This is a genomic window from Flavobacterium sp. HBTb2-11-1 (assembly GCF_009826975.1).
GTDB lineage: Bacteria > Bacteroidota > Bacteroidia > Flavobacteriales > Flavobacteriaceae > Flavobacterium.
The window spans coordinates 50,807-77,280 of record NZ_WUMO01000002.1 but is presented as its reverse complement, the minus strand read 5'-3'; the positions used below and the strand labels follow the sequence as shown (position 1 = coordinate 77,280).

Here is a 26,474-nt window from a genome sequence, read left to right as displayed (position 1 = left end):
AAAAATTCCAAATTCCAAGTTTTTCTTGGGGTTTGGAATTTAATTTTTAGATATCTTTATGCTTGAAAATTTATTTTTAGAATAAAAAAATATGGACTTAAAAGATCAATTAAAGAATCTGTTTCCAGATCATGTTGAATCAAATGAGCCTGAACAAGTTGAAGAGCAAGAACACGTTCTTTACGTTCAGAAGGAACCTATGATTTGTAAATTTGAAAAAAGAAAAGGAAAACCAACCACTATTATTGAAGGTTATGAAGGTTCTGATGAAGATTTTAAAATCTTAGCCAAAGAAATCAAAACCAAATTAAGCGTTGGCGGAACTTTTAAAGATGATTCGATTATAATTCAAGGCGATTACCGAGATAAAATAATGGCAATCTTAAAAGAAAAAGGATTTAAAACCAAACGTGTAGGTGGATAATGATTTTAGATTTCAGAATTTAGATTTAAGATTGGAATTTTGAATTTTCTTTTTGAAATTTAGATTTAAAACTTAGAATCTTAGCACCTCAGAACCTTAGCAACTTAAAAAGAAATGATACAATCATCAGAATTGATATTAAATCCAGACGGAAGCGTTTACCACTTAAACCTTCGTCCTGAACATATAGCACACGACATTATTTTTGTTGGTGACCAAAACAGAGTAGAAAAAATTACTCAATTTTTCGATTCAATTGAGCATTCTGCTCAAAAAAGAGAATTTAAAACCCAAACGGGTATTTATAAAGGCAAGAGAATTTCTGTGGTTTCTACAGGAATTGGCCCTGATAATATTGATATCGTACTAAACGAATTAGATGCTTTAGTAAATATCGATCTGAAAACGCGTCAGCCAAAAGAAAAATTAACTTCTTTAAACATTATCAGAATTGGAACTTCAGGCTCTTTGCAGGAAGATATTCCAGTTGATAGTTTTGTAATGTCGAAGTTTGGTTTAGGATTAGACAATATGCTTCGCTCCTACTTAATCGACGATGTTTCTATTACAGAAATTGAAGATGCATTTGTTAAACATACCAATTGGGATCCTAAAAAAGGAAAACCTTATGTGACGCAATGTTCTGAAAAACTGGAAAAATTAATCGAATCTGATCGAATTTTTAAAGGAATTACAGCAACTGCTGGAGGATTCTACGGTCCGCAAGGAAGAGTTTTGCGTCTGAATATTCAAGATGAGGAATTAAATAATAAAATGGATAATTTTAGTTTTAACGAAACTAAAATCACTAATTTAGAAATGGAAACAGCAGCAATCTACGGACTTTCTGCTCTTTTAGGCCACAATGCTTTATCGTTGAATGCTATTATTGCCAATCGTGCTTCTGGAACTTTCAGTGCAGATCCGTACAAAGCTGTTGACGAATTGATTGCTTATACATTGAATAAATTAGCAGGTAATTAATTAGAGATTTTATGCAAGACGCTATTCTTAAATTTGAACAGTTATTGAACGAAAATGTCAATTATATTCCGACATTAAACAATGATATTTTAGAAGTAAAAAATCCTGGAAAATGGTCTAAAAAAGAGATTTTAGGACATTTGGTAGATTCTGCAATTCATAATCTGGTTCGTTTTACGGAGATTAATTATGCAGAAAAACCATATCGCCACAGACCATATAATCAAATGGATTTAGTAAATTTAAATCAGTACCAAAAAATAGATATCCAGGAGCTGACTCAATTGTGGTTTACCATAAACAAACAGATGGTGAGATTAATGAAGTCTGTTGATGAAAAAGCTTTAGATTACAAAATCATTTTGGCCGACGGATCTGAAATAGATTTGAGGTTTTTAATGACCGATTATGTTGAACATTTAGAACATCATATTAATCAAATAAGAGCATAGATTATGTTTTTGAGAGTAGCCAGACATACGAATGATTTAGCAAAAATTGAAAATTTTTATGTTGATGTACTCGGATTTGAACGCTTAGGCGGATTTGAACATCACAATAATTATGATGGCGTTTTTATTGGAAAACCGGGTTTAGACTGGCATTTTGAGTTTACCCAATCTGATGTTAAAGCCAAACATACTTTTGATGAAGACGATGTTATGGTCTTATACCCAAAAACTATTGCAGATTACGATAAATTAGTGAATAAATTAACACAGCAAAATATTGCAGTTATACCATCGCTGAATCCTTTCTGGAATGAAAACGGAAAAATGATTCAGGATCCAGATGGCTATAGAATCGTAATATCTCCCTTAAAAGCTGTAATAAGCGAAATTGAATAATGGAACAGGAAACTCATAAAAAAATATTATTTAAATACTATAGCGATTATCTGGATGAAGTAGTTTCTGAAACCATGTGGGCAGAAATTATCGATCTGGAGAAAGGTCTTTTCAGGCTGGATAATATCCCTTTTTTCGGGCCTTTAATTGCTACAGATGACATTTTTTATGCAGAATATGATGAAACAGAAGAACGTTTTATGCATAGAAAAACGATTCAGAATTCTGGAAATTCGATTGTTCAGGTTGCTATTCTAGAAAAAGGTTTTGATAAAGAAATTATCAGAGAAAAATTGAAAGCAATCAATTGTTTATCTGAAGGGCTAAATGAAACCTTTTTTGCCGTAGAAATAGCTAAAGATGTAGATTATTCATTGGTGAGAAGCCTTTTAAATGAATACGAATCTCAAGACATTATAGAATTTGCAGAGCCTTGCCTTTCAGAAAAACATAGGGCAGATTTATTGAAAAACTAAACTTAAAATTTGAACACATAGAAACATAGATTTTTATTGAATATGTTTACATTTTAGAAAAAGCAGGCTTTAACACATAGCTATTTGCTGAAATTAGTGAAACGCCCTTTTTTAGCGTTTTAAAAGACTATGTTTCTATGTGTAAAAAAAAATGAATAACAAATAAACTAACCAAATTTAACCATAAGATTACGCATACGCATACCAAGCAACTTAACTTAAACTTAAAATAAATGAAAACTGTCAAAATTGCGGGTGTTCCGGAACACTTCAATTTGCCGTGGCATCTATGTATTGAAAACGGCGAATTTGAAGAAGAGAACATCGATTTACAATGGACAAATGTACCCGAAGGAACCGGGAAGATGTGTCAAATGCTTCGTGACGGAGAAACAGATTTGGCTGTTATTCTAACCGAAGGAATTCTTAAAGATATTGCTGCTGGTAATCCGAGTAAGATTGTTCAGGTTTATGTGCAATCTCCATTAATTTGGGGAATTCACGTCGATGCAAAATCAGACTTTCAAACGCTGAAAGATCTTAAGAATAAAAAAGTGGCGATTTCCAGAGTCGGTTCGGGATCACAATTAATGGCTTATGTAAATGCAAATGAACAAGGCTGGGAAATGGATGATCTTGAATTCGAGATTGTTAATACAATTGATGGTGCTGTAGATGCTCTGACCAATAAAAAAGCTGATTATTTTATGTGGGAACGTTTTATGACGAAACCGCTTGTAGATAAAGGTGTTTTTAGACGCATTGAAGACTGCCCTACTCCTTGGCCATCATTTATTATTGTGGTACGTGACGAATTCTTAAAAAAGAACGCCAAAACGGTCGAAACAATTCTTAAAATAATCAACAAGACAACAGTTGATTTTAAAGAGATTCCAGAGATAGACAAGAAATTGTCTAAACTGTTTAATCAAAAAGAAGAAGATATTAAGGAATGGCTGAAATTGACCCAATGGTCGCAGAAAAATTTGACAGAAAAATCTTTTAATAAAATTCAAAATCAATTATTTGATCTGGGAATTATTGATAAAAAAAGTATTTTTGTAGAAACAGTAAAAGCATTGTAAATACTGCTTTTTGATTCGTATGATGAAATTCCCTAAAATTGACTTACCGAGATTAAAATCTAAACTACAGGTGAAATCACCGTGGGACAGGATTATTATTTCGATTCTAAGTCTTTTAATTACGATTCCGATTTTCATCATACTGCATCAAAATTTGATCGATTTGGAATGGGCATTCAATCTAGATCGTATATTCATCTTTATTTTTGTTTTTGCAGCTGTATTTTTTCTTCTGATGTATCTCAGAACAATTATTATTCTGTGCGTTGCAGTTTATTTATTGATTCTGTTTTATGGATCTGTGATTGGAAATTATGGTTTTAACGAAATCTCAGAAGATTATAATTCTATGATTTACACCATGTCCGATAATCCCTATCCGCAGGATATTATTGTGGCAAAACTGCTTCCTTTTCCAAATAAAACAAAGATTATCAATGCTATAGAATATCAGAATCCGAAAGTGCGAAATTTTGCTATTATGGCAACTTCAAAGCATTTTAAAGGCATTAGAGGGTATTCAGATTATCGAACTATAATTCAATGTTTTGCTGTTTTTAAAGAAATAAACAGCAGGTGGAACTATGTAAACGATCCAAAAGACGGTGATTATATTGCAACCGCCAGCGAATCTTTAGAATATTTCTCTGGCGATTGCGATGATCACTCTATTTTGATGGCAGCAGCCGTGCGTTCCATTGGCGGAACTCCGCGCCTTATCCATACGAAAGGACATATTTATCCTGAAATATTAATTGGTTCAATGATTGATTTAGAAAAAGTCAATTATCTTATTAAAAACGTGCTCTTTGTAAAAGAAAGCTACGGCAAAAAACTGCACTATCATATAGACGAACGCGGTCAAGTGTGGATGAATTTGGATTATACCGCGACTTACCCAGGCGGACCGTTCATGTATGAAGAAATTTTAGGGGCTTTAACCTTAAATTAGTTAGCCTTAGAAAGCCAATCAGACTAATTTTGACTTTTATCAGTGCTGATTTATAAATAGCTGGTTATCAGTAAAAGTACCGAAAATAGAGGCCTTTAGCATTAAAAGCAATTCAATTTAAGAAGTAAAAAAAATCTTTATAAATATTTGATTTCGAATATTTTAATGTCATTTTTTTTTGTAACTTTTTCCTGTTTAACTTTTAATCACAAAATCATGAAAAACTCTAAATTATTTACCCTCGTAATTGCCATTGCTATCGTAGTATTAATTGTTTCATGCCATCGTAAAAGAGACAAGCTTGTGAATTCATGGAAAGTTACTGCCGTAGAACCAAAAGAAGCTGTTTCTGATTCTACAAAAAATGCGATTTTAACCAATGGTATGCTTACTTTTACAGAAGACGGGCATGTAACAGGATATCTGCTTCGTGAAATCACAGACGGAACTTATGCTTTAACTCAAAAAGGCAAAAAACTAGTTATTAAAGACGAAGTTGGAACACCTTATGTATGTGAAAGCACTATCACAGACGATAAGTTAATTTTAGACACCAAAGAAGCCAAACTAACATTTGATAAAATTTAAACAAGAATTACTGGTAATTCTACTCAAAAAACCATTCTTTACAATTGTAGTGAATGGTTTTTTGATTTTTAAGACTAAAATAAATATCTTTGCATCTCTTTAAAATAAGCAGGCTCTATGTGAAAAATAATTTCTTTCAGGAAAATTTAATAGGCAACCACTCTTTTGTGGCTGCTAGATTATTTATCTATAAAAGAAAGGAATTATGCTTATTCTTCAAAATATCTCATATCAGCATGAGAATAAAGACATGCTGTTTCAAAACATTAGTTTTACGCTAAATCATCACGAGAAAACCGCTTTGGTCGGGAATAATGGTGTTGGAAAATCTACTTTATTAAAAATTATTGCAGGTGAATTACAGCCTTTTTCAGGGCAGATTATTCATAATTCAAAACCTTATTTTGTTCCGCAATTATTCGGACAATTTAATGGTTTTACTATTTCAGAAGCCTTGCAAATAAAGGAAAAAATAACTTCACTTAAAGAAATACTTGAAGGCACTGTAACCGAAGAAAATCTTCAGCTTCTAAATGACGATTGGACAATCGAGGAACGGTGTAATGAAGCTTTGTCCTATTGGCAACTTCATGATTTGGATTTGGAGCAAAAAATGGGAACTTTAAGTGGTGGTCAGAAAACAAAAGTTTTCTTGGCCGGAATTATGATTCATGAACCTGATTTAGTTTTATTGGACGAGCCTAGCAATCATTTAGATTTTGCTGGCAGAACATTATTGTATGATTTTATAAAATCTACTTCTAGTAAACTTTTAGTGGTTAGTCACGACAGAAAACTGCTCAATCTTTTGAATAAGACTTTAGAAATGACAAAAAATGAAATTTCGGTCTATGGCGGTAATTATGATTTTTATAGTGAACAAAAGAAAATTGAAAACAATGCTTTAGAACAAGATGTTCAGAGCAAAGAAAAGGCATTGAAAAAAGCCAAAGAAAAAGAAAGAGAAACTATTGAACGCCAAAATAAATTGGATTCTAGAGGCAAAAAGAAACAGGAAAAGTCTGGTGTTGCCAGAATTATGATGAATACGCTTCGAAATAAAGCGGAAAACAGCAGTTCTAAACTCAAAGATGTTCACGCTGAAAAAATTAGCGGTATTTCTGAGGATTTAAGACAGTTACGATCGTCTCTTCCCGCTATAGATCAGATGAAATTTGGATTTGAAAACAATTCTTTTCTTAAAGGAAAAACTCTTTTTGAGGCTTCAGATATTAATTATGCTTATGGAGATAAACTTCTTTGGAAAGAAAATCTCGATTTTGAAATTCTTTCTGGAGAACGACTTGCTATAAAAGGCTTGAATGCTTCTGGAAAAACAACCTTGATCAAAATTATTCTAGGAGAATTAAATCCAACGCAAGGACAAGCAACTTCATTAACCAAAAAAGCAATTTATATAGATCAGGATTATTCATTATTGAATCAGAATCTTACAATTTATGAACAGGCTCAGGTTTTTAATGACTACGGTTTAGAGGAGCATGAAATAAAAATGAGACTGAATCGCTTTCTGTTTTCTAGAAATGACTGGGACAAACCTTGCAATGCACTAAGCGGAGGCGAACGAATGCGTTTAATGTTGTGCTGTTTAACTATTAGCAACGAATCGCCTGAGATTATCATTCTGGACGAGCCAACAAATAATCTCGATATTCAAAACATTGAAATATTAACCGCTGCAATCAATGAATACAAAGGAACTTTGATTGTGATTTCGCATGATCAATCTTTTTTGGAGCAAATCAATATAGAGAAAAGTATTTCGCTTTAAAATAAATAACTATCAGCGCTGAGAATTATCTTGGCGCTTTTCTTTTAGTATTGGTTTTATTTTCAAATAATTAAAATAAAAATTCCGTAAATTGCAGTAAAAACTGATAAAATCAAGTTCACGTTTAATTAAAATCTAAAATTTTATGAAATCCAAAAACAGAATTTTTCCTGCCCTGCTTGCTTTTACTTTATTAATTACTGAAACTGTCCTTCCTTGCACAAGAATCGTTTACGAAGGCCTAAACGGAACAATTATTACAGCCCGCTCTATGGATTGGAAAGGTGAAATTCCCGCCAATTTATGGATTTTCCCGCGTGGAATTGAAAGATCTGGTGAAGTTGGAACCAGTTCGATTAAATGGAAATCTAAATACGGAAGCGTTATTACTAGTTCTTGGGACATTGCTTCTTCTGATGGTATGAACGAAAAAGGACTTGTAGGCAATCTTTTGTGGTTGGTAGAATCGCAATATCCAGCTTTTGAAAAAAATGGAAAAGTAAAAGGCTTGGCTGTCTCTTTATGGCTTCAATATGTTTTAGATAATTTTTCTACTGTTGCAGAAACGGTTTCTGCATTAGAAAAGAATGATTTTGTAATAACTTCTTCGCATATTCCGGGAACGAATATTTTCGCGACGGTGCATTTGTCTATTTCTGACGCTAGCGGCGATAATGCCATTTTCGAATATATAAACGGTAAATTAGTCATTCATCATGATAGAAAATATGTAGCGATGACCAATTCGCCTATTTTTGAGCAGCAATTAGCCATCAATGCGTATTGGAAAGGAATTCCGGGTACAATTATGCTACCAGGAACCAATCGTGCCGCAGATCGCTTTGTAAGAGCTTCTTATTATATTGATGCAATTCCGAAAACAGATAATATCAGAACAGCTTTATCTAGTGTTTTTGGCGTGATTAGAAACTGTTCTGTTCCTTTAGGAATTTCCTCAGAAACAGAACCTAACATCTCCTCTACCCGCTGGAGAACAGTTGCCGACCAAAAAAATCTGGTTTATTATTTTGATAATGTTTTGAATCCAAATGTAATTTGGGTTGAATTCAGTAAAATTGATTTTAGCGAAAAAGGCAAAATCAAGAAATTAAGTTTGGCCAATAATGAGAATTATTCTGGCGATTCACTTCTAAATTTTAAGGAAACAAAGCCTTTTCAATTTGCCGGATTAGATTAAAAAGCACTTTTTTAAATAAACTAAATATCATAAAACCTTCAAATTGAAAAGTTTGAAGGTTTCTTTTTTGAAAAAAAATGAAAAAAAATGAAAAAAAATATTGCGCAGTCAAATGACTTCGTTATATTTGCAGTCAAATAACTGCATAATGGAAATTAGAAGAGATGTTTTTCAAGCCATAGCCGATCCTACGCGAAGAGCTATTTTAAGTTTAGTTGCCATTCAAGCTATGACGCCTGGGGCAATTGCCGAGAATTTTAATTCGTCAAGACAGACTATTTCAAAGCATATTCAGATTTTGAACGAATGTGAACTATTACACCAAACACAAAACGGAAGAGAAATTTATTATCATTTAAACCCAGAAAAAATGAAAGAAATTGACAAGTTCATCGAACCATTCAGAAAAATGTGGGACGATCGTTTTAATAAGTTAGAATCAATTATGAAAAACTATAAAAAATAAACCATGGAAAAGAAAACAAAAATTCACGCCGAAGATGACAGATTAGATCTTGTGATTACAAGAGAATTTGATCTGCCAGTTGAATTATTATTTAAAGCTCATACCGAGTCTGAAATTGTAGCACAATGGATGGGTACAAAAGTTTTGAAACTGGAAAGCAAAAAATATGGCGGATGGGAGTATGAAACCAGCGATCCTAACGGTAATGTAGTTTTTAAAGCAAATGGGGTTTTTCATGATTTTGTTCCAAATGAAAAAATAGTACGCACTTTTGAAATGGATAACCCCAATTTTGCGCCTCAATTAGAATTTTTAGAGTTTGAAAAACTAACAGATGATATCAGTAAACTGACCATGCAGATCATTTATAAATCTATTGAGCACAGAACAACGCAGTTAAAATTGCCATTTGCACAAGGATTAAATATGGCACACAATCGATTGGAAGAAATTGTAACTAAACTAAAATAAATCATGAGCAAAAGAAATAAAATTATCTATTGGGTTGCCACTTTATGGTTGGCTTTAGGAATGACATCAACAGGAATTGTACAGCTTATTCCTCTCAAAGAAGAAGCAGAAATGATACAGCATTTAGGATATCCGCTTTATTTTTTAACTCTTTTGGGCGTTTGGAAGCTTTTCGGAGTAATTGCAATCCTGATTCCGAAATTCGGTTTATTAAAAGAATGGGCTTATGCAGGTTTCTTTTTTGCAATGTCTGGAGCTGTGGTTTCGCATTTGGCTGTAAAAGATGAAGCGTCAGCACTTTTTGGACCAACATTATTAATTGTTTTAACTGTAACTTCTTGGTATTTCAGACCGGAAACTAGAAGATGCAGTTCTAATTAAAAACTTAAGAAAATGAAAAAGCAACTTACCGTAAACGAGCAAGACGAATTATTGAGTATACTCGAAAAACGTTTTGAAAAGAATAAAAACCGTCACGAAAATTTAGATTGGTCAAAAATTGAAACCAAACTAAAAGCTAATCCATCAAAATTATGGTCTCTTGACGAAATGGAAAGAACTGAAGGCGAACCAGACGTAATTGGATATGATGCTAAAACAGATGAATATCTTTTTGTAGATTGTTCTGCTGAAAGTCCAAAAGGACGAAGAAGTATCTGTTATGATCATGAAGCGCTGGAAAAAAGAAAAGAGCATAAACCAGCTGACAGCGCTATAAATATGGCGGAACAAATGGGAATTGAAATCTTAAACGAAGAGCAATATAAAGAGCTGCAAAAATTAGGAAAATTTGATGCCAAAACTTCAAGCTGGATTTTAACTCCGCCAGAAATTAGAAAACTGGGTGGTGCAATTTTCTCAGATTTTAGATATAATACCGTTTTTGTTTATCATAATGGAGCAGAATCGTATTATGCTGCGAGAGGTTTTCGCGGTTTGCTGAGAGTTTAAAACAATTTTATAAAGTTCCAGTTTTAAACATAGCCCGTGGTTTCAACCACGGGAAACGTATTTTGATATACATAATGTTATATGCTTAGCGTCCCCGTGGTTGAAACCACGGGCTATGTTTAAAATATCATAAAAAAGAGGCTATTTAAAAGCCTCTTTTTTATTCTCTTAAAATCTTTTCCATCTTTTTTCCTTTGGCGATTTCATCAATTAGTTTATCTAAATATCGCATTTTTTGAATTAGCGGATCTTCAATCTCTTCTACACGGTAACCACAGATTACGCCTGTAATTTTAGAAGCATTCGGATTGATTTCTGGAGCTTCAGCAAAGAATGTTTGAAAGTCCACTTTCTTTTCAATCTGTTCTTTAATTTGGTTATCAGTATATCCTGTAAGCCATTTTATTACCATATCTAATTCTTCTTTAGTTCTTCCCTTTTTTTCCACTTTTTGAATGTATAAAGGATATACGCTAGAAAATAAGATTTTGTAGATTCTTTCCGTTTTCATTTTAGTTAGATTTAAGTCGAAATACGTTTATGTAAATATAATTCAAAAGCAAATAGAATAAAATACAAGCAATATTTAATATCTTAGATTCTCAAAAAAATAACCTTAAAACTCTCCTATGGAAAACAATTCAAATGACACAACTCCAAAAGTGACAGGACTTGGCGGTGTTTTCTTTTTTATGGATAATCCGAAAGAAGCTAAAGAATGGTATGCCAAAAATTTAGGATTAGAAATCAACGAATGGGGTTCTGCAAGTTTTGAATCTAGAAATCTAGAAAATCCAGAACAGATAGAATCTACGCAATGGTGCCCCTTTAAGAAAGATGACGAATATTTTTCTCCATCGAAAAAGGAATTTATGGTTAATTATCGCGTTCAGAATATTGAAGGTCTTGTAGAAAAACTGAAAGCAAACGGAGTTACAGTTCTCGACGATATCGAAACCTACAAATATGGCAAGTTTGTACACATTATGGACACGGAAGGGAATAAAATTGAACTTTGGGAACCCGCATAATGCTATATTTTCATTCTTTTAAATGCTAAAAACCTTTCAAAATCTTTGATTTTGGAAGGTTTTCTTTTTTTTTACCAAGGACTTTCTTCACTTTCGTCTTCAATATCATTACTGAAGAACTTTCCAGTTGGTCCATTTTCATCAACTAATGTATGTTTTATGATAAAACTTGCAGCGCTTTCAACACTTCCTGGGCCATTATGATGATTAAAATCTGTTGCTGTGTAACCTGGGTCAATTGAATTTACTTTGAAAGCAAGATCTTTCAGTTCATAAGCTAAAGTAACAGTAAATGCGTTTAAAGCTGTTTTAGAAGAAACATAAGAAATTGCTTTTATTGCATAATATTTCCAAGTTGGATCACTATGTAAAGTAAGAGATCCGAGTCCAGATGTAATGTTGCTGATTCTTGGACTATCAGATTTTTTCAGCAACTCAAGAAAAGTTTGCGTTACGTTTATCACTCCAAAGAAATTGGTATCAAAAACGCATTGAATATTTTCTATAGAAGTTGTCGAAGGGTCTTGCGGAATATCTCCTAAAATTCAGGCATTATTTATTAGAATATCCAATTTGCCCTTTTCTTTCTCAACTATCTTTTTTGCGTCTAAAATGCTTTGTGCGTCCGTAACATCTATTTGGATAGCTTGAATGTTTTGAAATCCTTTCGCAATTAACTCTTTTATTACTTCTTCTCCTTTAGCAAGATTTCTTGTTCCTAGGTAAACAAATAATCCTTTTTCAGAAAGCTGTTTAGCTGTTTCTAAACCAATACTTCTATTTGCGCCTGTAATTAATGCTATTTTCATTTTTTATCTTTTAAAAATTATCTGAAGCAAAGTTCCGTCAATGAAAAAGAAAAACATTTGCCATATGGCAAAAAGCGATTTCAACGGATATTTTTTCTGATTCTGCTCAAAGAAGATTGTGTGATGCCAAGATATGAAGCCAAATACGAAAGCGGAATTCGATTAATTACATTTGGAAACATTTCCATAAAAGACAAATAACGAGTTGTGGCGTCTTCTGAAACCAGCGGACTTCTTCTAGCGACTTTCTGCATTAACACTTTTGAAATAATTTTATGCACAATTGTATCCCAACCGACAATTGTATCTAGTAATTCTTGCCAATTGGCTTTAGAAAACACAATAATCTTGCAATCTGTAACTGCTTGAACATAAGCAGACGAACAAATATTATTATCAAAACTTTCTAAATCTACTACAAGATTATTTTCGTCTATAAAATATTTTGTGATCTCTTCGCCTTTGTTGTTGTAGTAACAAACGCGCATTATTCCATCTATAATAAAACCAACTTCAGAAGCGATTTTTCCGGCTTCAGAAAAATATTCTTCTTTTTTGATTTCTTTTTCTTTGGCTTTAGTTAAAATTAAATCAATTTGTTGCTGATTTAAATTGCCAAACTGCAATATGTAATTTACTAATTCTTTCATGCACGAAAGTTAGACATAAGTTTTCATTGAAAATTTGCCATATGGCAAAAAAATACTAAACTTCTTGATAACATTCAGATTGGAAATTTATGGTTTGGAAAATGCTTGAGAGTATATTCTTTTTTAAAATTTACATTCCAGGCCAGTACAGAAAATTAAACTTATGTCCGTCTGGATCGGTAAAACCAAAAGTATAGCCTAATTGGTAATTTTCGGGTTCAGAAAAAATAGTTCCGCCTGCTTTTTTGACTTTGTTATACCAAAGGTCTACTTCTTCCCTGCTTTCTGCAGAAAGCGAGAAGATGATTTCGTTCTCATTTTTAGCATTTGCTAAATTGCCTTTTAAAGCGGTCTTAAATCTATCGATGGTAAAAAAGTTGATTATAAAATTATTCTCTGCAATAGAAAAACTTACAATTTCTTCTGTGTTTTGTCCGTTTTGTTTGAATCCTAAATCGGTATAAAACTGAATTGTCTTCTGCAAATCGTTTGAAACCAAGTTGGCCATATCATTTTAGTTTTCATAAACTGTAGTTTTAATTGATTGCAACTAAGGTAGTGATAATCAGTCAAAACATAATAACTGCCGTTGAGTTTTATTCAATACTGGAGTTATAACAACAGAGTTATTTTTTTGATTTTTTTCTATAAGCTGAAGGATTTTTTCCTGTATGAAGTTTGAAAATTCTATTAAAATGGCTTTGATCTGAAAAACCTGTCATATATGCGATTTCTGTCAAGTTATGAGAAGAATTCTCAATCAGATGAATCGCTTTTTCAATACGAAGTTTTCTAACATATTCGCCAAAATTCAAATCTTCGAAATGTTTCGAAAATTCTCGCGATAAATACGATGGATTTAAATCTAATTCACTCGAAATTTTCTTCAAATCAAAAGTAAATTGAGCATCAATTTGATCTTGAATAATATTTTTTAATTCTTTTACCCATGAAGGCGTTTTGCCAGCTGATTTTTTGTCTTTAAGAAACTTATCATAAACCTCATGCAGCAGTTTTTCGAACGGACTGTTCTGCAAGTGGTTTTGCTGATATAAATGTGTTGCCCAACTGTATAAAGCATCATATAGAATCATTCCGTTTTCTAATAGCTCATAGTCGTCTTTGATATTATGAGCCAGTCCAGCCGAAATAGCCCACAGTCCAGCTGACTCTTTAGCAATTTCATGCCTGTCAGTATCAGCTCCGCGTACAATTCCTGCAATAATTTTAATCGCTGGATCTTTAATTTCGTATTTCTTAACAATATAATCAAAAGTACATTCTTCGTTATAATGCGTAAACTCAACATTCGGAATGTCAAACGGAATAGCATCAAGCTCTTCCGCCTTTCTTAGAACATTAGCAAATGGAACATAAATAAATTCAGCTTCAGAATCAACAAATCTTCGAATCAGCCACGGACAGGCGATTCTATCTATTTTTGGTCTTTCCCTAGTAATCCATTTCATTTTGAAATAGTGTTTAAAGAAACATTCTTAAAATTTTAGCTAAACTACATTTATTTGTGAGTTTTTCAAAAGCTTGAATTTTAAAGTTTACCAATCTTATTAAAAATAGAAATTGTTTCGGTAAATAAGCCGTCTTTCACAATCGTTTTTATATTTTTAGACTTTAATATTTTAGAAAAATAACATATGATCCTAGCTTTTGACACGTATTACTTTGACCAAAAAGCAAAAACAGTTTGTCTTGAATTTTCAGAGTGGAATGAGGACAAAAATTTTAAAATTCATTTTGAAACAATCGACAATGTGGCAGAATATATTCCTGGAGAATTTTACAAAAGAGAATTGCCATGCATTTTGAGTTTATTAAACCAAATAGATTTGTCTAAAGTTGAAGCAATCGTTGTTGATGGTTTTGTGTATTTAGATGACGAACAGAAATATGGTTTGGGTGGTTATTTATATGAAAAATTAAATAAAGAAATTCCGATTATCGGCGTCGCCAAAACCAATTTTGCTTCTATAGAAAAAAATAAAAAAGCATTGTTTAGAGGCGATAGCAAGAAACCGTTATACATTACTTCTATCGGAATTGATTTGAATGAAGCTTATAAAAAAGTCGAAGGCATGCATGGAGAATTTAGAATGCCGACTTTGCTAAAAGAATTGGATAGATTGACAAAGGAAAATGTTTAATTAAATTGAACTAGAAAAAACACTTTTATAATTTTATTGAAATGATTATATTTTCCGCTTTAATTATACTTTTGGGCATTATGCTTATTGTAGTTTATGCAATAAGCAATAATGAAAACCCTAGTAAAAATCGTACCGTCCTTAGAAGTTACAACTTTTTAGAAGATAAAAATGAAACAAATTTTAGAAATAACCTTGAATATCAGGAATGTTTGTTCTCTAATTATCAAGATGATAGTAATTTAATTATTGCAATTCATTTTAATAAAAATAATAGATATATATATCAGTTACTATCAAAGGACTATTCATACCACTTAGTAATTTATGATGGACAATTTAATCTTTTAAAAGATATTAATTTGAAACTTCTGCATTTTCCTGAAGTAACTAGCAGTGCCATAATTAATACATTTTCAGAAAATGGGGAAGATTTTATAATTTTATCCCTTATTGATATTGATAATATCTATTATTATCACTTTAATTCTGATGGATTAAATATTTTCAAAAAACATTTTTTGAGAGCTAGAAATCAAATATTCTTGATTTATCATAAAGAGGATGAGTTTATTTCAATTTCAGATGAAGACTATACTTATAAGCCAATTAAAGCATTTTGGATAAAAGACGAAACTTCTTTTGAAGCTTTATTAAGTGATGATCGACTATATCCTGAAAAAGAATGGTCTGGTTACGAATATATTGAATCGGTAACGAAAACGAATATTACGAATCAATTTGCTTTTATAACTCATCATGCCAATTATGGAGTTCAAGGCGTTAAAATTTTTAAGTTTAATCAGTCAAAGAATATTGATTTGATTTATGACATGGATGATCTTGATTTTAATGGTGCTTTTCATAATTTAAGTTTTAACTCAAAAGGAGACCGATTTGTAGTGTTACTTTATATGAGAGATAAATTTCAAAATGATAGTTTTTCTATTTGTGAATATTCTGTTTTAGAAAATAAAAGACCATTAAGAGTAATTAAAACTAAATTTGCTTATTGGGAATTTGGCGCATTACATACTTTTTATATTACTGATAGATTGGTTTGCATCGTAAGAAATTCTGATATAATAATCTACAATTTAGAATTTGAAAAGTTAAAAGAAACCCTAAAAAGAGATTTTAGATCTGCCTTTTATGCTGGCAATAATGTCTTAATTTATCAATACGAAGATGAAGTTATTAATTTATCTTACTAAGAATTCGGAGTTTTATTTAAACCTTGGTGAAATTTATTTTCTACAAAAAAAACTCGCGAACCTAATGGTTTAGGAGTTTTACTCTTATAATTGGTTAACAGTGCTAAGAAAACGGTAATAGTTTTGAGTTTTATTCTTTAATCTTTCTGCTAAATAGACATTTCCATCCTTAAGTTCATTGTGTATCATTTTGGCTTCTTCGATATATTTTAGCTTTTTCTCGTCGTCCCAATAATATGGAGGTTCGTACAAATTACATATTCTATCCGCCATTTTAACAGCCCAAATCTCTATTGGCTGCTGTTTAATTCTATTTAAACTGTCTAGCATTTTTTCGAGAGAATCGCCAATTTTATCATTTTTGGTTAATGCTAAAACTCCAGATGCTACTTCGCTTCCAAACAAATCATTAACTTTTTCATAATTAAATGCCGTATCTTCTATACTATCATGCAGCATTGCACATTTTACAGCCAAATCAGCATTCATATTTTCTGTAAATCGGCTGGCATTTAAAACTTCAAAAACAACACTTCCAATATGATTAATGTATTCTATCCTTTCACCTTCATTGCTTCCTCCATATTTTTGTCCATCGTGAAGTTTAGAAACCAATTGCCAAGTATTTTGAATTTCGTCTATTGACCAGTCTTTTTGATGTTTCATATCGTTATAATGATTTTTTGATTGATCCTAATATATAGCTTTTGATGAAGATTTACAATAGCCAAATTGAAAGTTTATTAAAATGAAGATAAAAGGATTTCACTTATATTAGCATTTCTAAATTAGGAGTTGTTTGACACAGTTTCTATATAAAAAAACAAACTGACAATTATTTCTTAACAGATGTGGATAAGAATTCAATCTTTATATAATGACAGAAACAATTATTGAAAATTTAAAGGTTTTATCTGACAATTTCAAATACAAGTTTGATACTCTCTCCAGCTCAATAATCTTTGTTAATGAAATAAACAGAATTAGAATCTGGGTTGAAAATGATTCAGCTTTTAAAATCAGCTATAATTTAGGTTACGATGAAGAAACACTTTTAGTATCGGAAGAAACAGTTTATCATTTTTGCATAAATTTATTTAAGAGGAAAAACAATGATATTGGACTGATTCCTAGCAACTATAAGTCGATTGATATCGATGAATGGTTTAAAATTGAAGAAAGAGAAGCTTTAGGTATAGCTAGTGTAACCCAAAAAGAGTTAGAATACAATTACAGGCTTAAACATTTATTTTTAGAGAGTAAACGATTTGATATAACCTATTTTAATGGTTTATTGATTTTAGAAGACAAAAAGAAAGAATATTTGTCTAATGTATTTGATTTTAAAGACATCAATCCTAAGTAAAAAATTAAAAATGAATCTATAACTAACTCCTTTCAAATTATAATAAATATAAATCACCATATGATTATAAAAAAGACATTAACTCTCTTACTATTCTTTTTCCTGTTTTTCTTATCAATAAGTTGTAATCAATCCCAGAAAGAACAAAGCTCGAGAAAAGAAACTAAAGAGCTAATTAATAAAAAGTCTAATAGCTTTTCTTTATTAAATAAACTTTATCTCTTAGCTCCTGAATTTAATTTAGAAAAATGCGAATCATTTGCAGAATTTGATTGTTGTGCCAGTCATTATGTTTTCGTAGATAGTGAAAATTTCATCTCTGTTGATTATTGCTTAGAAGTTGATATGTTTTATAGTGGGAAATATAAAATAAAGAAAGATACAATTGAATTAGATTATAATTCAACTGCTGTTAAAAAAGAATATAATTGGGAAAGTGAAACCGATACTACTAATACGCAGCCTAAATATTTCTATAAAATTGAGAAATGCAAGCCATTTAAATCGAAATGGGTTAGATTTAAGTGTAAAGAAAATAACTGCTTTAAAACAATCGAAAAAGAAACTGATTATGCTTCTGTCGATAAAACAAAAAGAATGGATTTTTTTTTGGCTGAGATAAAAAAGGAAGGCATTCTAGATAAGCTCCATTTGAAATAAACAGAGCCTTTTAAACTCTTTTTTATTTCTCTTCAACTAGTTTTTCTAAAGCTTTAATATGTTCATCTTTAGCTTTTAAAAGCTCAGTATTTAAACGTTTAATTTCTTCTAAAGCTTCAATCCATTTTATCTAAAGGATTTATATTAAATACAGCACTACGACCTGTGTTTAAAAATCAGGGATAGATTATTCTAGTAAAAAGGGAGTAAAACTATAGACAATAAGAAGAGCAAATTAGGTTTTTAGGCTAACTTTTATAAACTCTTAATAAATTTTTACAAACCATTTTAGCAAAAAAGCCTGTATATCTCTCGATTTACAGGCTTTGTTATTTTTTGTGGGGAGAGCAGGATTCGAACCTGCGAAGTTTTCACAGCAGATTTACAGTCTGCCCTCGTTGGCCGCTTGAGTATCTCCCCAAAATGATTGTAAATTATTACATTCATGAAATTCAAAAAAAAATCCTTAATTACTTAAGGAGTCTTTTGTGGGCGATGAGGGGTTCGAACCCCCGACCCCCTCGGTGTAAACGAGGTGCTCTGAACCAGCTGAGCTAATCGCCCTATTTTACTAGGTTGCTATCATTTTGTGATTGCGAGTGCAAATATACAGCTAGATTTTATATTTGCAAGTGTTTCTGCGAAAAAAAAGCAAAATATTTTTTATAACATTGTTTATCAAACTTCTGCAAATGTGATACCCCGTCCACTTCCGATTAAAAATCGGAATGCTCTGAACCAGCTGAGCCAATCGGCTATTTTATTAAGCAGCTATTATTTGTGATTGACCATGCAAATAGAGTTAGATTTTGTACCTGCAAGCGTTTCTGGGAATAAGGTGAAATGTTTTTTATTGCATTGTTTATCAAACTTCTGCAAATCGGATACCCGGTACACTTCCGATTAAAAATTGGAATGCTCTGAACCGGCTGAGTCAATACTTTTGTTTAATTAATGCTTCGATTTTAATTCTGCTTTTCCTAGATTTAATTTGCAATTCTCTTTTATGAGCGTCTTCTTTTGTTTCATAATTTTCGGTATAAACAACTTTCCAATCATTTGTGTTTCCTGTAAAACCTTTGCTCTTCTGATTATGACGAATCAGTCTTTCTTCTAAATTGGAAGTAAATCCAATATAGTATCTATTCTTGCTTTCGCTAAATAATATATAAACAGTAAAATCCATAAAAATATATAAAACAAAAACTCCAAAATCAAATGACTTTGGAGTTTTTGGAATTCTGTGGGCGATGAGGGGTTCGAACCCCCGACCGCTTCCGATTAAAAATCGGAATGCTCTGAACCAGCTGAGTTAATCCTTTTGTTTAATTAATGCTTCGATTTTAATTCTGCTTTTCCAAGATTTAATTTGAAGCTCTCTTTTATGAGCATCTTCTTTCGTTTCATAATTTTCAGTATAAACAACTTTCCAATCATTTGTATTTCCTGTAAAACCTTTGCTCTTCTGATTATGACGAATCAGTCTTTCTTCCAAATTGGAAGTTAATCCAATATAGTATCTATTCTTGCTTTCGCTAAATAATATATAAACAGTAAAATCCATAAAAACATATAAAGCAAAAAACTCCAAAATCAAATGACTTTGGAGTTTTTGGAATTATGTGGGCGATGAGGGGTTCGAACCCCCGACCCCCTCGGTGTAAACGAGGTGCTCTGAACCAGCTGAGCTAATCGCCCTATTTTACTAGGTTGCTATCTTTTCTGATTGCGAGTGCAAATATAAAGCTAGATTTTGTTTTTACAAGCCTTTTTTAGAAAAAAAAGCAAAATATTTTTTACTTCATTGTTTATCAAACTTCTGTAAGTGCAATCGGGAAGTTAGAACCTTCGACCGCTTCCGATTAAAAATCGGAATGCTCTGAACCAGCTGAGCTAATCGCCCCATTTTATTAGGATGTTATCGTTTCTGATTGCAATTGCAGATATAAAGCTGGATTTTGTTTTGAGAACCATTTTTAGAAAAATTTTTTTTTCTTGACTTTTTTATAAGCTACTTAAAATGAATAACCTTTTTAGGTTTTCTTATAATTTCGTTAAAAAGTCAAATTGAGAACTCTAATTCTTAATATTCCTTTGTAGTGATTAGACTTAGTTATACATTTGTATACCTAAAATAGTAAATTCTAATGGCACGATTTAAAGAAAATGATTTGCCTAAATCAAAAATAACGGCTACTTCACTTAACAAAGCAAAAACAATTTTTACATACGCAGGACATCACAAATGGAAATTTTTCATTGGTTTGATTTTTCTACTTTTAACAGGTGCTACTGCCCTAGCCTTCCCTAAATTAATGGGAATGCTTGTTGATTGCGTTAAAAACAAAAACAACGACGAAGCCAATCAAATTGCATTAGGTTTAATTGTTATTCTGTTTCTGCAATCTTTCTTTTCATTTTTCAGACTTTCATTGTTTGTAAACTTTACAGAAAATACATTGGCAAACCTGCGTTTAGCTTTATACACCAATTTGGTTAAATTGCCGATGACTTTTTTCTCTCAAAAAAGAGTTGGCGAATTGAATAGTAGAATCAGTGCTGACATTACGCAAATTCAAGACACTTTAACGACAACAATTGCAGAGTTCTTACGTCAGTTTATTTTAATCATAGGGGGAATTATTCTTTTAGCAACAGAAAGTTTCAAATTAACTTTACTAATGCTTTCTGTAGTTCCGTTAGTTGCTATTGCAGCAGTTGTTTTTGGAAGATTTATTAGAAAGTATTCAAAAAAAGTTCAGGATCAGGTTGCCGAAAGCCAGGTAATTGTTGAAGAAACGATGCAAGGAATTAGTATCGTGAAGGCTTTTGCCAACGAATGGTACGAAATTGCACGTTACAAAGGAAAAATTAGCGAAGTAGTGAAGTTGGCCATTAAAGGCGGTAAATACCGCGGATATTTTGCTTCTTTTATCATTTTCTGTCTATTTGGCGCAATCGTAGCTGTAGTTTGGTACGGAGTTCGTTTGAGCATTGCTGGCGAAATGAGCGTTGGACAATTGATCTCTTTCGTGCTATATTCAACTTTTGTTGGTGCTTCTTTTGGTGGAATTGCCGAATTATATGCGCAGATCCAAAAGGCAATTGGCGCAACAGAACGTGTTTTTGAGTTATTAGACGAAAGTCCTGAGAAAATCAATTCAAATTTAAATAAAAATCAGGAGAAAATTAAAGGAAATGTTACATTCAAAAATGTGGCATTTAGCTATCCTACACGTCAAGAAATACAAGTCCTGAAAGATGTGAACTTCTCGGCAGAGTTTGGACAGAAAATAGCGATTGTTGGGCCTAGTGGTGCTGGAAAATCGACTATTTCTTCTCTTTTGCTTCGTTTCTACGATATTACTTCTGGTGAAATTACGGTTGACGGAAAAAATATCTACGATTACGACTTGGAAAACCTTCGTGGGAATATGAGTATTGTGCCTCAAGATGTAATTTTATTTGGAGGAACCATTAGGGAAAATATTGCGTACGGAAAGCCGGATGCAACTGATGAAGAAATTATTCAGGTTGCAAAACAAGCGAATGCTTTCAATTTTGTGGATAGTTTTCCTGAGAAATTTGAAACTTTAGTTGGAGAACGCGGCGTTAAACTTTCTGGAGGACAGCGCCAGCGTATTGCTATTGCGAGAGCGTTGCTTAAAAATCCAAGTATTTTGATTTTAGACGAAGCTACATCGTCTTTAGACAGCGAAAGCGAAAAACTGGTTCAAGAAGCTTTGGAAGTATTAATGGAAGGAAGAACAAGCATTATTATTGCTCACAGGCTTTCAACAATCAGAAATGCTGATAAAATCTTAGTTTTAGATAACGGAAAAATCTCTGAAGAAGGAACACACCAAGAATTAATAAACTTAGAAAACGGAATTTATAAGAATTTAAGCAATTTACAGTTTAGTAACTCTTAAATAGAAAATCCAATTTTTTAAATTCCAAATTCCAATAAAAAAAACTCCGTTTGTATTGCAAACGGAGTTTTTTTATTATTTAAAGTAAATCCGACCGTTTTGAAAGCCAGTCGGATTTATAAAAATTTTGGAATTTGGAATTTAAAAAATTGGAATTTACAATTTAATTTATTTCCCTTTTCTTCTCTTGCGTTCAGCTTTAATCATAGATAATTCGCGGCTTGTTTGACCTGCTACAGAAGTATTTTCTTCAGCACGACGAATCAAGTATGGCATAACATCTTTTACAGGTCCGAATGGCAAATATTTAGCAACATTATAACCGTTTTCAGCCAAGTTGTAGCTGATATTGTCACTCATACCGTATAATTGTCCGAACCAGATTCTAGGATCATTTTTAGCGATTCCTTTCTGAGCCATCATTTCCATTAACTTGTATGAGCTTAATTCGTTATGAGTTCCTGCAAAAACGGCCATTTTATTAATATGCTCTAACATATATTGTACAGCACTATCGTAGTTTACGTCTGTAGCTTCTTTAGATACGCAAATTGGAGAAACATAACCTTTTTCTTCGGCTCTTTTGTTTTCTTTTTCCATATAAGCGCCACGAACCAATTTCATTCCGATATAGAAACCTTCAGCTTTAGCAACTTCATGAAGTTTTTTCAAATAATCTAAACGATCCCAGCGGTACATCTGCAAAGTGTTAAATACAATTGCTTTTTCTTTATTGTATTTACGCATCATATCAGTTACCAAATCATCGGCAGCGTCCTGCATCCAGCTTTCTTCACCATCAATCAATAATGCAACATCTTTTTTGTGCGCTTCACTGCATATTTTGTCAAAACGAGCTACTACTCTATCCCATTCAGCCTGCTCTGCTGGAGTTAAAGTTTTTTTCTCGCCCAATTTTTCATACAATTCAAAACGTCCTAAACCTGTTGGTTTGAAAACAGCAAATGGAATTGCTAAACGTTCTTTAGCAAAATCTACTGTTCTTAAAGTCATTTCCAATGCGGCATCAAACTGCTCCTCTTCTTCTTTTCCTTCAACCGAATAATCCAAAACAGAAGAAACTCCTTTTGTAAACATTTTGTCTACCACAGTAAGACAGTCATTTTCGTTTACACCACCACAAAAATGGTCAAAAACAGTTGCTCTAATTAATCCTTCTACTGGTAAATGAGCTTTAATTGCAAAATTAGTTACAGCAGTACCTATTCTTACTAAAGGTTCGCTGTCAATCATTTTGAAAAGAAAATAAGCTCTATCAAGTTCAGTGTCACTCTTTAGTGAAAATGCAACCTGTGTATTATCGAATATCTTTTCCATTAAAATTTATTTTTTATGCAAATATAGAGAGTGTTTTGAATATTTTTCACTAAACGATACCATATTTTTTAATATTGTTAACGAGGACACCGCAAATATTAATTTATGAAGTAAATATTTATTTGTTGTAAAATTTTATCTTAATTTTAAAGATGCAAACCCGTATTTTAAACAAAATAGCCAGAAAGTTTGAATATTATTACGTTTAAAATGCCTTATTTTGCGCTTTCAATTAACTAAAGAATTATGCAATCTATTCAAGCCAATAATTATTTCGTACATTTTAATGAGAATGCTTACGTAGCTTTAAATAAACACTTAAGAGAAAGTAAATATTCTAACATATTTATAATTGTTGATGATCAGACCAATGAGTATTGTTTATCTAAATTTATACCGCTTTTAGAAACCGATTTGGCGATTGAAATAATCGAGTTTGAAGCTGGAGAGGCAAATAAAAATATAGAAACTTGTATTGAGATCTGGAATATTTTGACAGAGCTTGGAGCAGATAGAAAATCACTTATTATTAATTTAGGTGGCGGAGTTGTGACCGATTTAGGAGGTTTTGTTGCTTCTACGTTCAAAAGAGGCGTAGATTTTATCAATATTCCTACTACTCTATTATCTATGGTTGATGCTTCTGTTGGAGGAAAAACAGGAGTTGACTTAGGAAATCTCAAGAATCAAATTGGAGTTATCAATGTACCACAGATGGTTTTGATTGATACACAATATTTAGAAACTTTACCGCAAAGCGAAATGCGTTCTGGTTTGGCAGAAATGCTAAAACACGGTTTAATATTTGATGCTCCGTACTGGAGACAGTTTTCAGATTTGAAATCAATTGTTTTTGATGAATTAGATCAACTGATTTATCGTTCTGTCGAGATTAAAAATGAAATAGTTATTCAGGATCCAACGGAGAAAAACATTCGTAAGGCCTTGAATTTTGGGCATACTTTAGGGCATGCAATCGAAGGGTATTTCTTGGAAAGCGAGGATAAAACAACTTTGCTGCATGGAGAGGCAATTGCGGTTGGAATGATCTTAGAAAGCTATATTTCGTTTCAAAAAGGATTAATTTCTGCAGAAGAATACCGTGAAATCAAAGCTGTAATAAAAGATATTTATGATGATGTGATTTTTGAGGAAAATGACATTGATCCTATCTTAGAATTGTTAATTCATGACAAAAAAAATGAATACGGTTTAATTCAATTTGCATTAATTGAAGGAATCGGAAAAATAAAAATTAACCAATCCGTTGAAAATAAATTGATTCTAGAAGCGTTTGAGGATTATAAATCTTAAACTTTTTTTAATCAAAAGCATTGCATTTGGTATATATTATTTTTTACATTTGCGCCATGAAAACAAACAATCAGCAAAGGCACTTCAGCTCTTACAGAAACAGACTCAACAGTTCTTTATTAAGGATGCTGGACCGTTTCTATAATAGTAAAAGTCCTTTCTGTTTTGATGTTTTCCAATGTACAAAAGCAGAGCATGAAAAACTGCCTATTATATTTGCCAATATTAGAGTTTGAATTTAAGATTAAGTCCCCAAAAACCTAAAATTAAATTATAATTACAATCTCTAAACATTGACAAATAAATGAATACAAAATATTCTGATCTAATAAACCAAACATACTACTTTCCGCAAGAGGAATTTAAACTAAACAAAGACAACCTTTTATTTCACAATATCGATTTGATGAAATTGGTTGAACAATATGGTACGCCATTAAAGTTTACTTACCTTCCTCAGATTTCTGAAAACATCAACAAGGCTAAAGCTTGGTTCAGAAAATCAATGGAAAAGAATAAATACGACGCTAAATATTACTATTGCTATTGCACAAAAAGCTCTCATTTTGAATATATTATGAATGAAGCTTTCAAGAATAACATTCACATCGAGACTTCATCTGCTTTTGATGTTAATATTGTTGAGAATTTATTAGAAAATGGAAAAATCAACAAAAGTACGTATGTAATTTGTAATGGTTTTAAAAGAGATGAATACATTACTAACATCGGTAGATTAATCAATAACGGACATAAAAATACTATTCCGATTATTGATAATTACGAAGAGTTAGATTTGCTTCAGGCAGAAATTAAAGGAAAATTCAAAATCGGAATCCGTATTGCTGCTGAGGAAGAACCTAAATTTGAGTTTTATACTTCAAGATTAGGTATTGGTTACAAAAACATAGTTTCTTTCTACAAAAAACAAATTCAGGAGAATGATAAATTAGAGCTGAAAATGCTTCACTTCTTTATCAATACCGGAATTAACGATACTTCATACTATTGGAATGAGCTTGTAAAATGTATCAAAGTATACATTGCGCTTAAAAAAGAATGTCCTACTCTAGACGGACTAAACATTGGCGGTGGTTTCCCTATCAAAAACTCACTTGCTTTTGAGTATGATTATCAATATATGATTGATGAAATTATCAATCAGATTAAAATTGCTTGTGATGAAGCCGAAGTTGATGTTCCAAATATTTTTACGGAATTTGGATCGTTTACTGTTGGTGAAAGCGGTGGTGCAATCTATCAGATTTTGTATCAAAAACAACAAAATGATAGAGAAAAATGGAATATGATCGACTCATCTTTCATTACCACTTTACCAGATACTTGGGCTATAAATAAACGTTTTATCATGCTGGCTATTAACCGCTGGAATGATACTTACGAGCGGGTTCTGCTAGGAGGTCTTACTTGTGATAGTGACGACTATTACAATTCTGAACAAAACATGAACGCCATTTATTTGCCTAAATATAACAAAGAGAAACCTTTGTACATTGGTTTCTTTAATACTGGCGCTTATCAAGAAACAATTGGAGGATACGGCGGTTTGCACCACTGTTTGATTCCGCAGCCAAAACATATCTTAATTGATCGTGATGAAAATGGAATTCTGGCAACCGAAGTGTTCTCAGAACAACAGACTTCAGATGATGTTTTAAAGATTTTAGGCTACAAAAAAAAGGCGTAAAAAAACGGCAGATTAAGTTATAATTTTTCTTAAAAAATTCTTAATTTGCATTAAA

At 32.0% G+C, this 26,474-nt stretch carries 30 protein-coding genes, 4 tRNA genes and 1 pseudogene; 22 read left to right on the top strand and 13 right to left on the bottom strand.

Annotated features, from left to right (window positions below; all coding sequences use genetic code 11):
- Positions 1–91: 91 nt before the first annotated feature.
- From GR162_RS05465 to GR162_RS05400, 14 genes are all read left to right on the top strand, one after another.
- Positions 92–424 carry a translation initiation factor gene (locus GR162_RS05465; protein WP_008464140.1) on the top strand — a complete coding sequence of 111 codons (333 nt, stop codon included), beginning with the start codon at positions 92–94 and terminating at the stop codon, positions 422–424.
- Between the two features lie 114 nt (positions 425–538).
- The gene (locus tag GR162_RS05460; RefSeq protein WP_160781289.1) at positions 539–1,408 is read left to right on the top strand and encodes a nucleoside phosphorylase; all 870 of its coding nucleotides are present in this window, start codon (positions 539–541) and stop codon (positions 1,406–1,408) included.
- A gap of 11 nt (positions 1,409–1,419) precedes the next feature.
- Positions 1,420–1,860: a DinB family protein gene (locus tag GR162_RS05455; protein ID WP_119790980.1), complete on the top strand. Its 441-nt coding sequence runs from the start codon at positions 1,420–1,422 to the stop codon at positions 1,858–1,860.
- Between the two features lie 3 nt (positions 1,861–1,863).
- Positions 1,864–2,256, top strand: a complete 393-nt coding sequence (locus tag GR162_RS05450; RefSeq protein ID WP_091131691.1) for a VOC family protein — start codon at positions 1,864–1,866, stop codon at positions 2,254–2,256.
- The gene (locus GR162_RS05445; RefSeq protein WP_008464147.1) at positions 2,256–2,732 is read left to right on the top strand and encodes a DUF4265 domain-containing protein; all 477 of its coding nucleotides are present in this window, start codon (positions 2,256–2,258) and stop codon (positions 2,730–2,732) included. The genes GR162_RS05450 and GR162_RS05445 overlap by 1 nt, the downstream gene beginning before the upstream one ends.
- Positions 2,733–2,965: 233 nt before the next feature.
- Positions 2,966–3,817, top strand: a complete 852-nt coding sequence (locus GR162_RS05440) for a substrate-binding domain-containing protein (RefSeq protein ID WP_066034634.1) — start codon at positions 2,966–2,968, stop codon at positions 3,815–3,817.
- A 19-nt stretch (positions 3,818–3,836) separates the two neighbouring features.
- The gene (locus GR162_RS05435) at positions 3,837–4,769 is read left to right on the top strand and encodes a transglutaminase (RefSeq protein WP_066034633.1); all 933 of its coding nucleotides are present in this window, start codon (positions 3,837–3,839) and stop codon (positions 4,767–4,769) included.
- 216 nt (positions 4,770–4,985) lie between these two features.
- Entirely contained in the window at positions 4,986–5,357 is a 372-nt protein-coding gene (locus GR162_RS05430; RefSeq protein WP_236940363.1) for a hypothetical protein, read from the top strand.
- 205 nt (positions 5,358–5,562) lie between these two features.
- Positions 5,563–7,149, top strand: coding sequence for a ribosomal protection-like ABC-F family protein (abc-f, locus tag GR162_RS05425; RefSeq protein ID WP_160781288.1), 1,587 nt, complete (start codon positions 5,563–5,565; stop codon positions 7,147–7,149).
- 145 nt (positions 7,150–7,294) lie between these two features.
- Entirely contained in the window at positions 7,295–8,347 is a 1,053-nt protein-coding gene (locus GR162_RS05420; RefSeq protein ID WP_160781287.1) for a linear amide C-N hydrolase, read from the top strand.
- 148 nt (positions 8,348–8,495) lie between these two features.
- On the top strand, positions 8,496–8,813 hold the full coding sequence (locus GR162_RS05415; protein ID WP_008464153.1) for a helix-turn-helix transcriptional regulator: 318 nt from the start codon (positions 8,496–8,498) through the stop codon (positions 8,811–8,813).
- A 3-nt stretch (positions 8,814–8,816) separates the two neighbouring features.
- The gene (locus GR162_RS05410; protein WP_160781286.1) at positions 8,817–9,284 is read left to right on the top strand and encodes an SRPBCC domain-containing protein; all 468 of its coding nucleotides are present in this window, start codon (positions 8,817–8,819) and stop codon (positions 9,282–9,284) included.
- Positions 9,285–9,287: 3 nt separating this feature from the next.
- A complete protein-coding gene (locus GR162_RS05405; RefSeq protein ID WP_160781285.1) occupies positions 9,288–9,665 on the top strand; it encodes a DoxX family protein in 378 nt (125 codons plus the stop codon).
- A 12-nt stretch (positions 9,666–9,677) separates the two neighbouring features.
- A complete protein-coding gene (locus tag GR162_RS05400; protein ID WP_160781284.1) occupies positions 9,678–10,235 on the top strand; it encodes a DUF4256 domain-containing protein in 558 nt (185 codons plus the stop codon).
- A gap of 160 nt (positions 10,236–10,395) precedes the next feature.
- Here GR162_RS05400 and GR162_RS05395 read toward each other — a convergent pair whose 3' ends face one another.
- A complete protein-coding gene (locus GR162_RS05395; protein WP_160781283.1) occupies positions 10,396–10,746 on the bottom strand; it encodes a DUF2200 domain-containing protein in 351 nt (116 codons plus the stop codon).
- Between the two features lie 118 nt (positions 10,747–10,864).
- Between GR162_RS05395 and GR162_RS05390 the strand changes: the two genes are divergently transcribed.
- Positions 10,865–11,266, top strand: a complete 402-nt coding sequence (locus tag GR162_RS05390; RefSeq protein ID WP_160781282.1) for a VOC family protein — start codon at positions 10,865–10,867, stop codon at positions 11,264–11,266.
- Between the two features lie 71 nt (positions 11,267–11,337).
- Here the strand turns inward: GR162_RS05390 and GR162_RS05385 are convergent.
- The 4 genes and pseudogenes from GR162_RS05385 to GR162_RS05370 all read right to left on the bottom strand — a co-directional run bounded on the left by GR162_RS05385 (position 11,338) and on the right by GR162_RS05370 (position 14,194).
- Positions 11,338–12,075, bottom strand: a pseudogene (locus tag GR162_RS05385) (SDR family oxidoreductase).
- Positions 12,076–12,155: 80 nt separating this feature from the next.
- Positions 12,156–12,725 (bottom strand): Crp/Fnr family transcriptional regulator, encoded by a 570-nt coding sequence (locus GR162_RS05380; RefSeq protein WP_160781281.1) that lies wholly within the window; start codon positions 12,723–12,725, stop codon positions 12,156–12,158.
- Between the two features lie 130 nt (positions 12,726–12,855).
- Positions 12,856–13,233 carry a VOC family protein gene (locus GR162_RS05375; RefSeq protein WP_237421292.1) on the bottom strand — a complete coding sequence of 126 codons (378 nt, stop codon included), beginning with the start codon at positions 13,231–13,233 and terminating at the stop codon, positions 12,856–12,858.
- A 118-nt stretch (positions 13,234–13,351) separates the two neighbouring features.
- A complete protein-coding gene (locus tag GR162_RS05370; protein WP_160781280.1) occupies positions 13,352–14,194 on the bottom strand; it encodes a chromate resistance protein ChrB domain-containing protein in 843 nt (280 codons plus the stop codon).
- A gap of 186 nt (positions 14,195–14,380) precedes the next feature.
- On the opposite strand from GR162_RS05370, the gene GR162_RS05365 reads away from it, so the two are divergent.
- Together GR162_RS05365 and GR162_RS05360 are read left to right on the top strand one after the other, a co-directional pair.
- The gene (locus GR162_RS05365; RefSeq protein WP_160781279.1) at positions 14,381–14,887 is read left to right on the top strand and encodes an endonuclease V; all 507 of its coding nucleotides are present in this window, start codon (positions 14,381–14,383) and stop codon (positions 14,885–14,887) included.
- A gap of 41 nt (positions 14,888–14,928) precedes the next feature.
- Positions 14,929–16,101 carry a hypothetical protein gene (locus tag GR162_RS05360; protein ID WP_160781278.1) on the top strand — a complete coding sequence of 391 codons (1,173 nt, stop codon included), beginning with the start codon at positions 14,929–14,931 and terminating at the stop codon, positions 16,099–16,101.
- 84 nt (positions 16,102–16,185) lie between these two features.
- Here GR162_RS05360 and GR162_RS05355 read toward each other — a convergent pair whose 3' ends face one another.
- The gene (locus tag GR162_RS05355; protein ID WP_160781277.1) at positions 16,186–16,767 is read right to left on the bottom strand and encodes an HD domain-containing protein; all 582 of its coding nucleotides are present in this window, start codon (positions 16,765–16,767) and stop codon (positions 16,186–16,188) included.
- 211 nt (positions 16,768–16,978) lie between these two features.
- Here GR162_RS05355 and GR162_RS05350 point away from each other — a divergent pair, with 211 nt between their 5' ends.
- Both GR162_RS05350 and GR162_RS05345 read left to right on the top strand, forming a co-directional pair.
- Complete coding sequence (locus tag GR162_RS05350; protein ID WP_160781276.1) at positions 16,979–17,467, top strand: hypothetical protein; 489 nt, start codon at positions 16,979–16,981, stop codon at positions 17,465–17,467.
- A gap of 60 nt (positions 17,468–17,527) precedes the next feature.
- Complete coding sequence (locus GR162_RS05345) at positions 17,528–18,127, top strand: hypothetical protein (RefSeq protein WP_160781275.1); 600 nt, start codon at positions 17,528–17,530, stop codon at positions 18,125–18,127.
- A 339-nt stretch (positions 18,128–18,466) separates the two neighbouring features.
- Here the strand turns inward: GR162_RS05345 and GR162_RS05340 are convergent.
- From GR162_RS05340 to GR162_RS05315, 6 genes are all read right to left on the bottom strand, one after another.
- Positions 18,467–18,547 (bottom strand) — tRNA-Tyr (locus tag GR162_RS05340).
- A gap of 69 nt (positions 18,548–18,616) precedes the next feature.
- Positions 18,617–18,691: transfer RNA gene (locus GR162_RS05335), tRNA-Val, on the bottom strand.
- A 370-nt stretch (positions 18,692–19,061) separates the two neighbouring features.
- Complete coding sequence (locus GR162_RS05330; protein ID WP_160781274.1) at positions 19,062–19,313, bottom strand: GIY-YIG nuclease family protein; 252 nt, start codon at positions 19,311–19,313, stop codon at positions 19,062–19,064.
- A 58-nt stretch (positions 19,314–19,371) separates the two neighbouring features.
- Positions 19,372–19,445 (bottom strand) — tRNA-Lys (locus tag GR162_RS05325).
- Complete coding sequence (locus GR162_RS05320; RefSeq protein WP_160781273.1) at positions 19,440–19,691, bottom strand: GIY-YIG nuclease family protein; 252 nt, start codon at positions 19,689–19,691, stop codon at positions 19,440–19,442. The genes GR162_RS05325 and GR162_RS05320 overlap by 6 nt, the downstream gene beginning before the upstream one ends.
- 59 nt (positions 19,692–19,750) lie before the next feature.
- Positions 19,751–19,825 (bottom strand) — tRNA-Val (locus tag GR162_RS05315).
- A 449-nt stretch (positions 19,826–20,274) separates the two neighbouring features.
- On the opposite strand from GR162_RS05315, the gene GR162_RS05310 reads away from it, so the two are divergent.
- Positions 20,275–22,059: an ABC transporter ATP-binding protein gene (locus GR162_RS05310; RefSeq protein WP_160781272.1), complete on the top strand. Its 1,785-nt coding sequence runs from the start codon at positions 20,275–20,277 to the stop codon at positions 22,057–22,059.
- 168 nt (positions 22,060–22,227) lie between these two features.
- Here GR162_RS05310 and GR162_RS05305 read toward each other — a convergent pair whose 3' ends face one another.
- A complete protein-coding gene (locus GR162_RS05305; RefSeq protein ID WP_160781271.1) occupies positions 22,228–23,397 on the bottom strand; it encodes a proline dehydrogenase family protein in 1,170 nt (389 codons plus the stop codon).
- Positions 23,398–23,643: 246 nt separating this feature from the next.
- Here GR162_RS05305 and aroB point away from each other — a divergent pair, with 246 nt between their 5' ends.
- Together aroB and GR162_RS05295 are read left to right on the top strand one after the other, a co-directional pair.
- Entirely contained in the window at positions 23,644–24,711 is a 1,068-nt protein-coding gene (aroB, locus tag GR162_RS05300) for a 3-dehydroquinate synthase (protein ID WP_160781270.1), read from the top strand.
- Between the two features lie 304 nt (positions 24,712–25,015).
- The gene (locus GR162_RS05295; protein ID WP_160781269.1) at positions 25,016–26,419 is read left to right on the top strand and encodes an arginine decarboxylase; all 1,404 of its coding nucleotides are present in this window, start codon (positions 25,016–25,018) and stop codon (positions 26,417–26,419) included.
- Positions 26,420–26,474 lie beyond the last annotated feature (55 nt).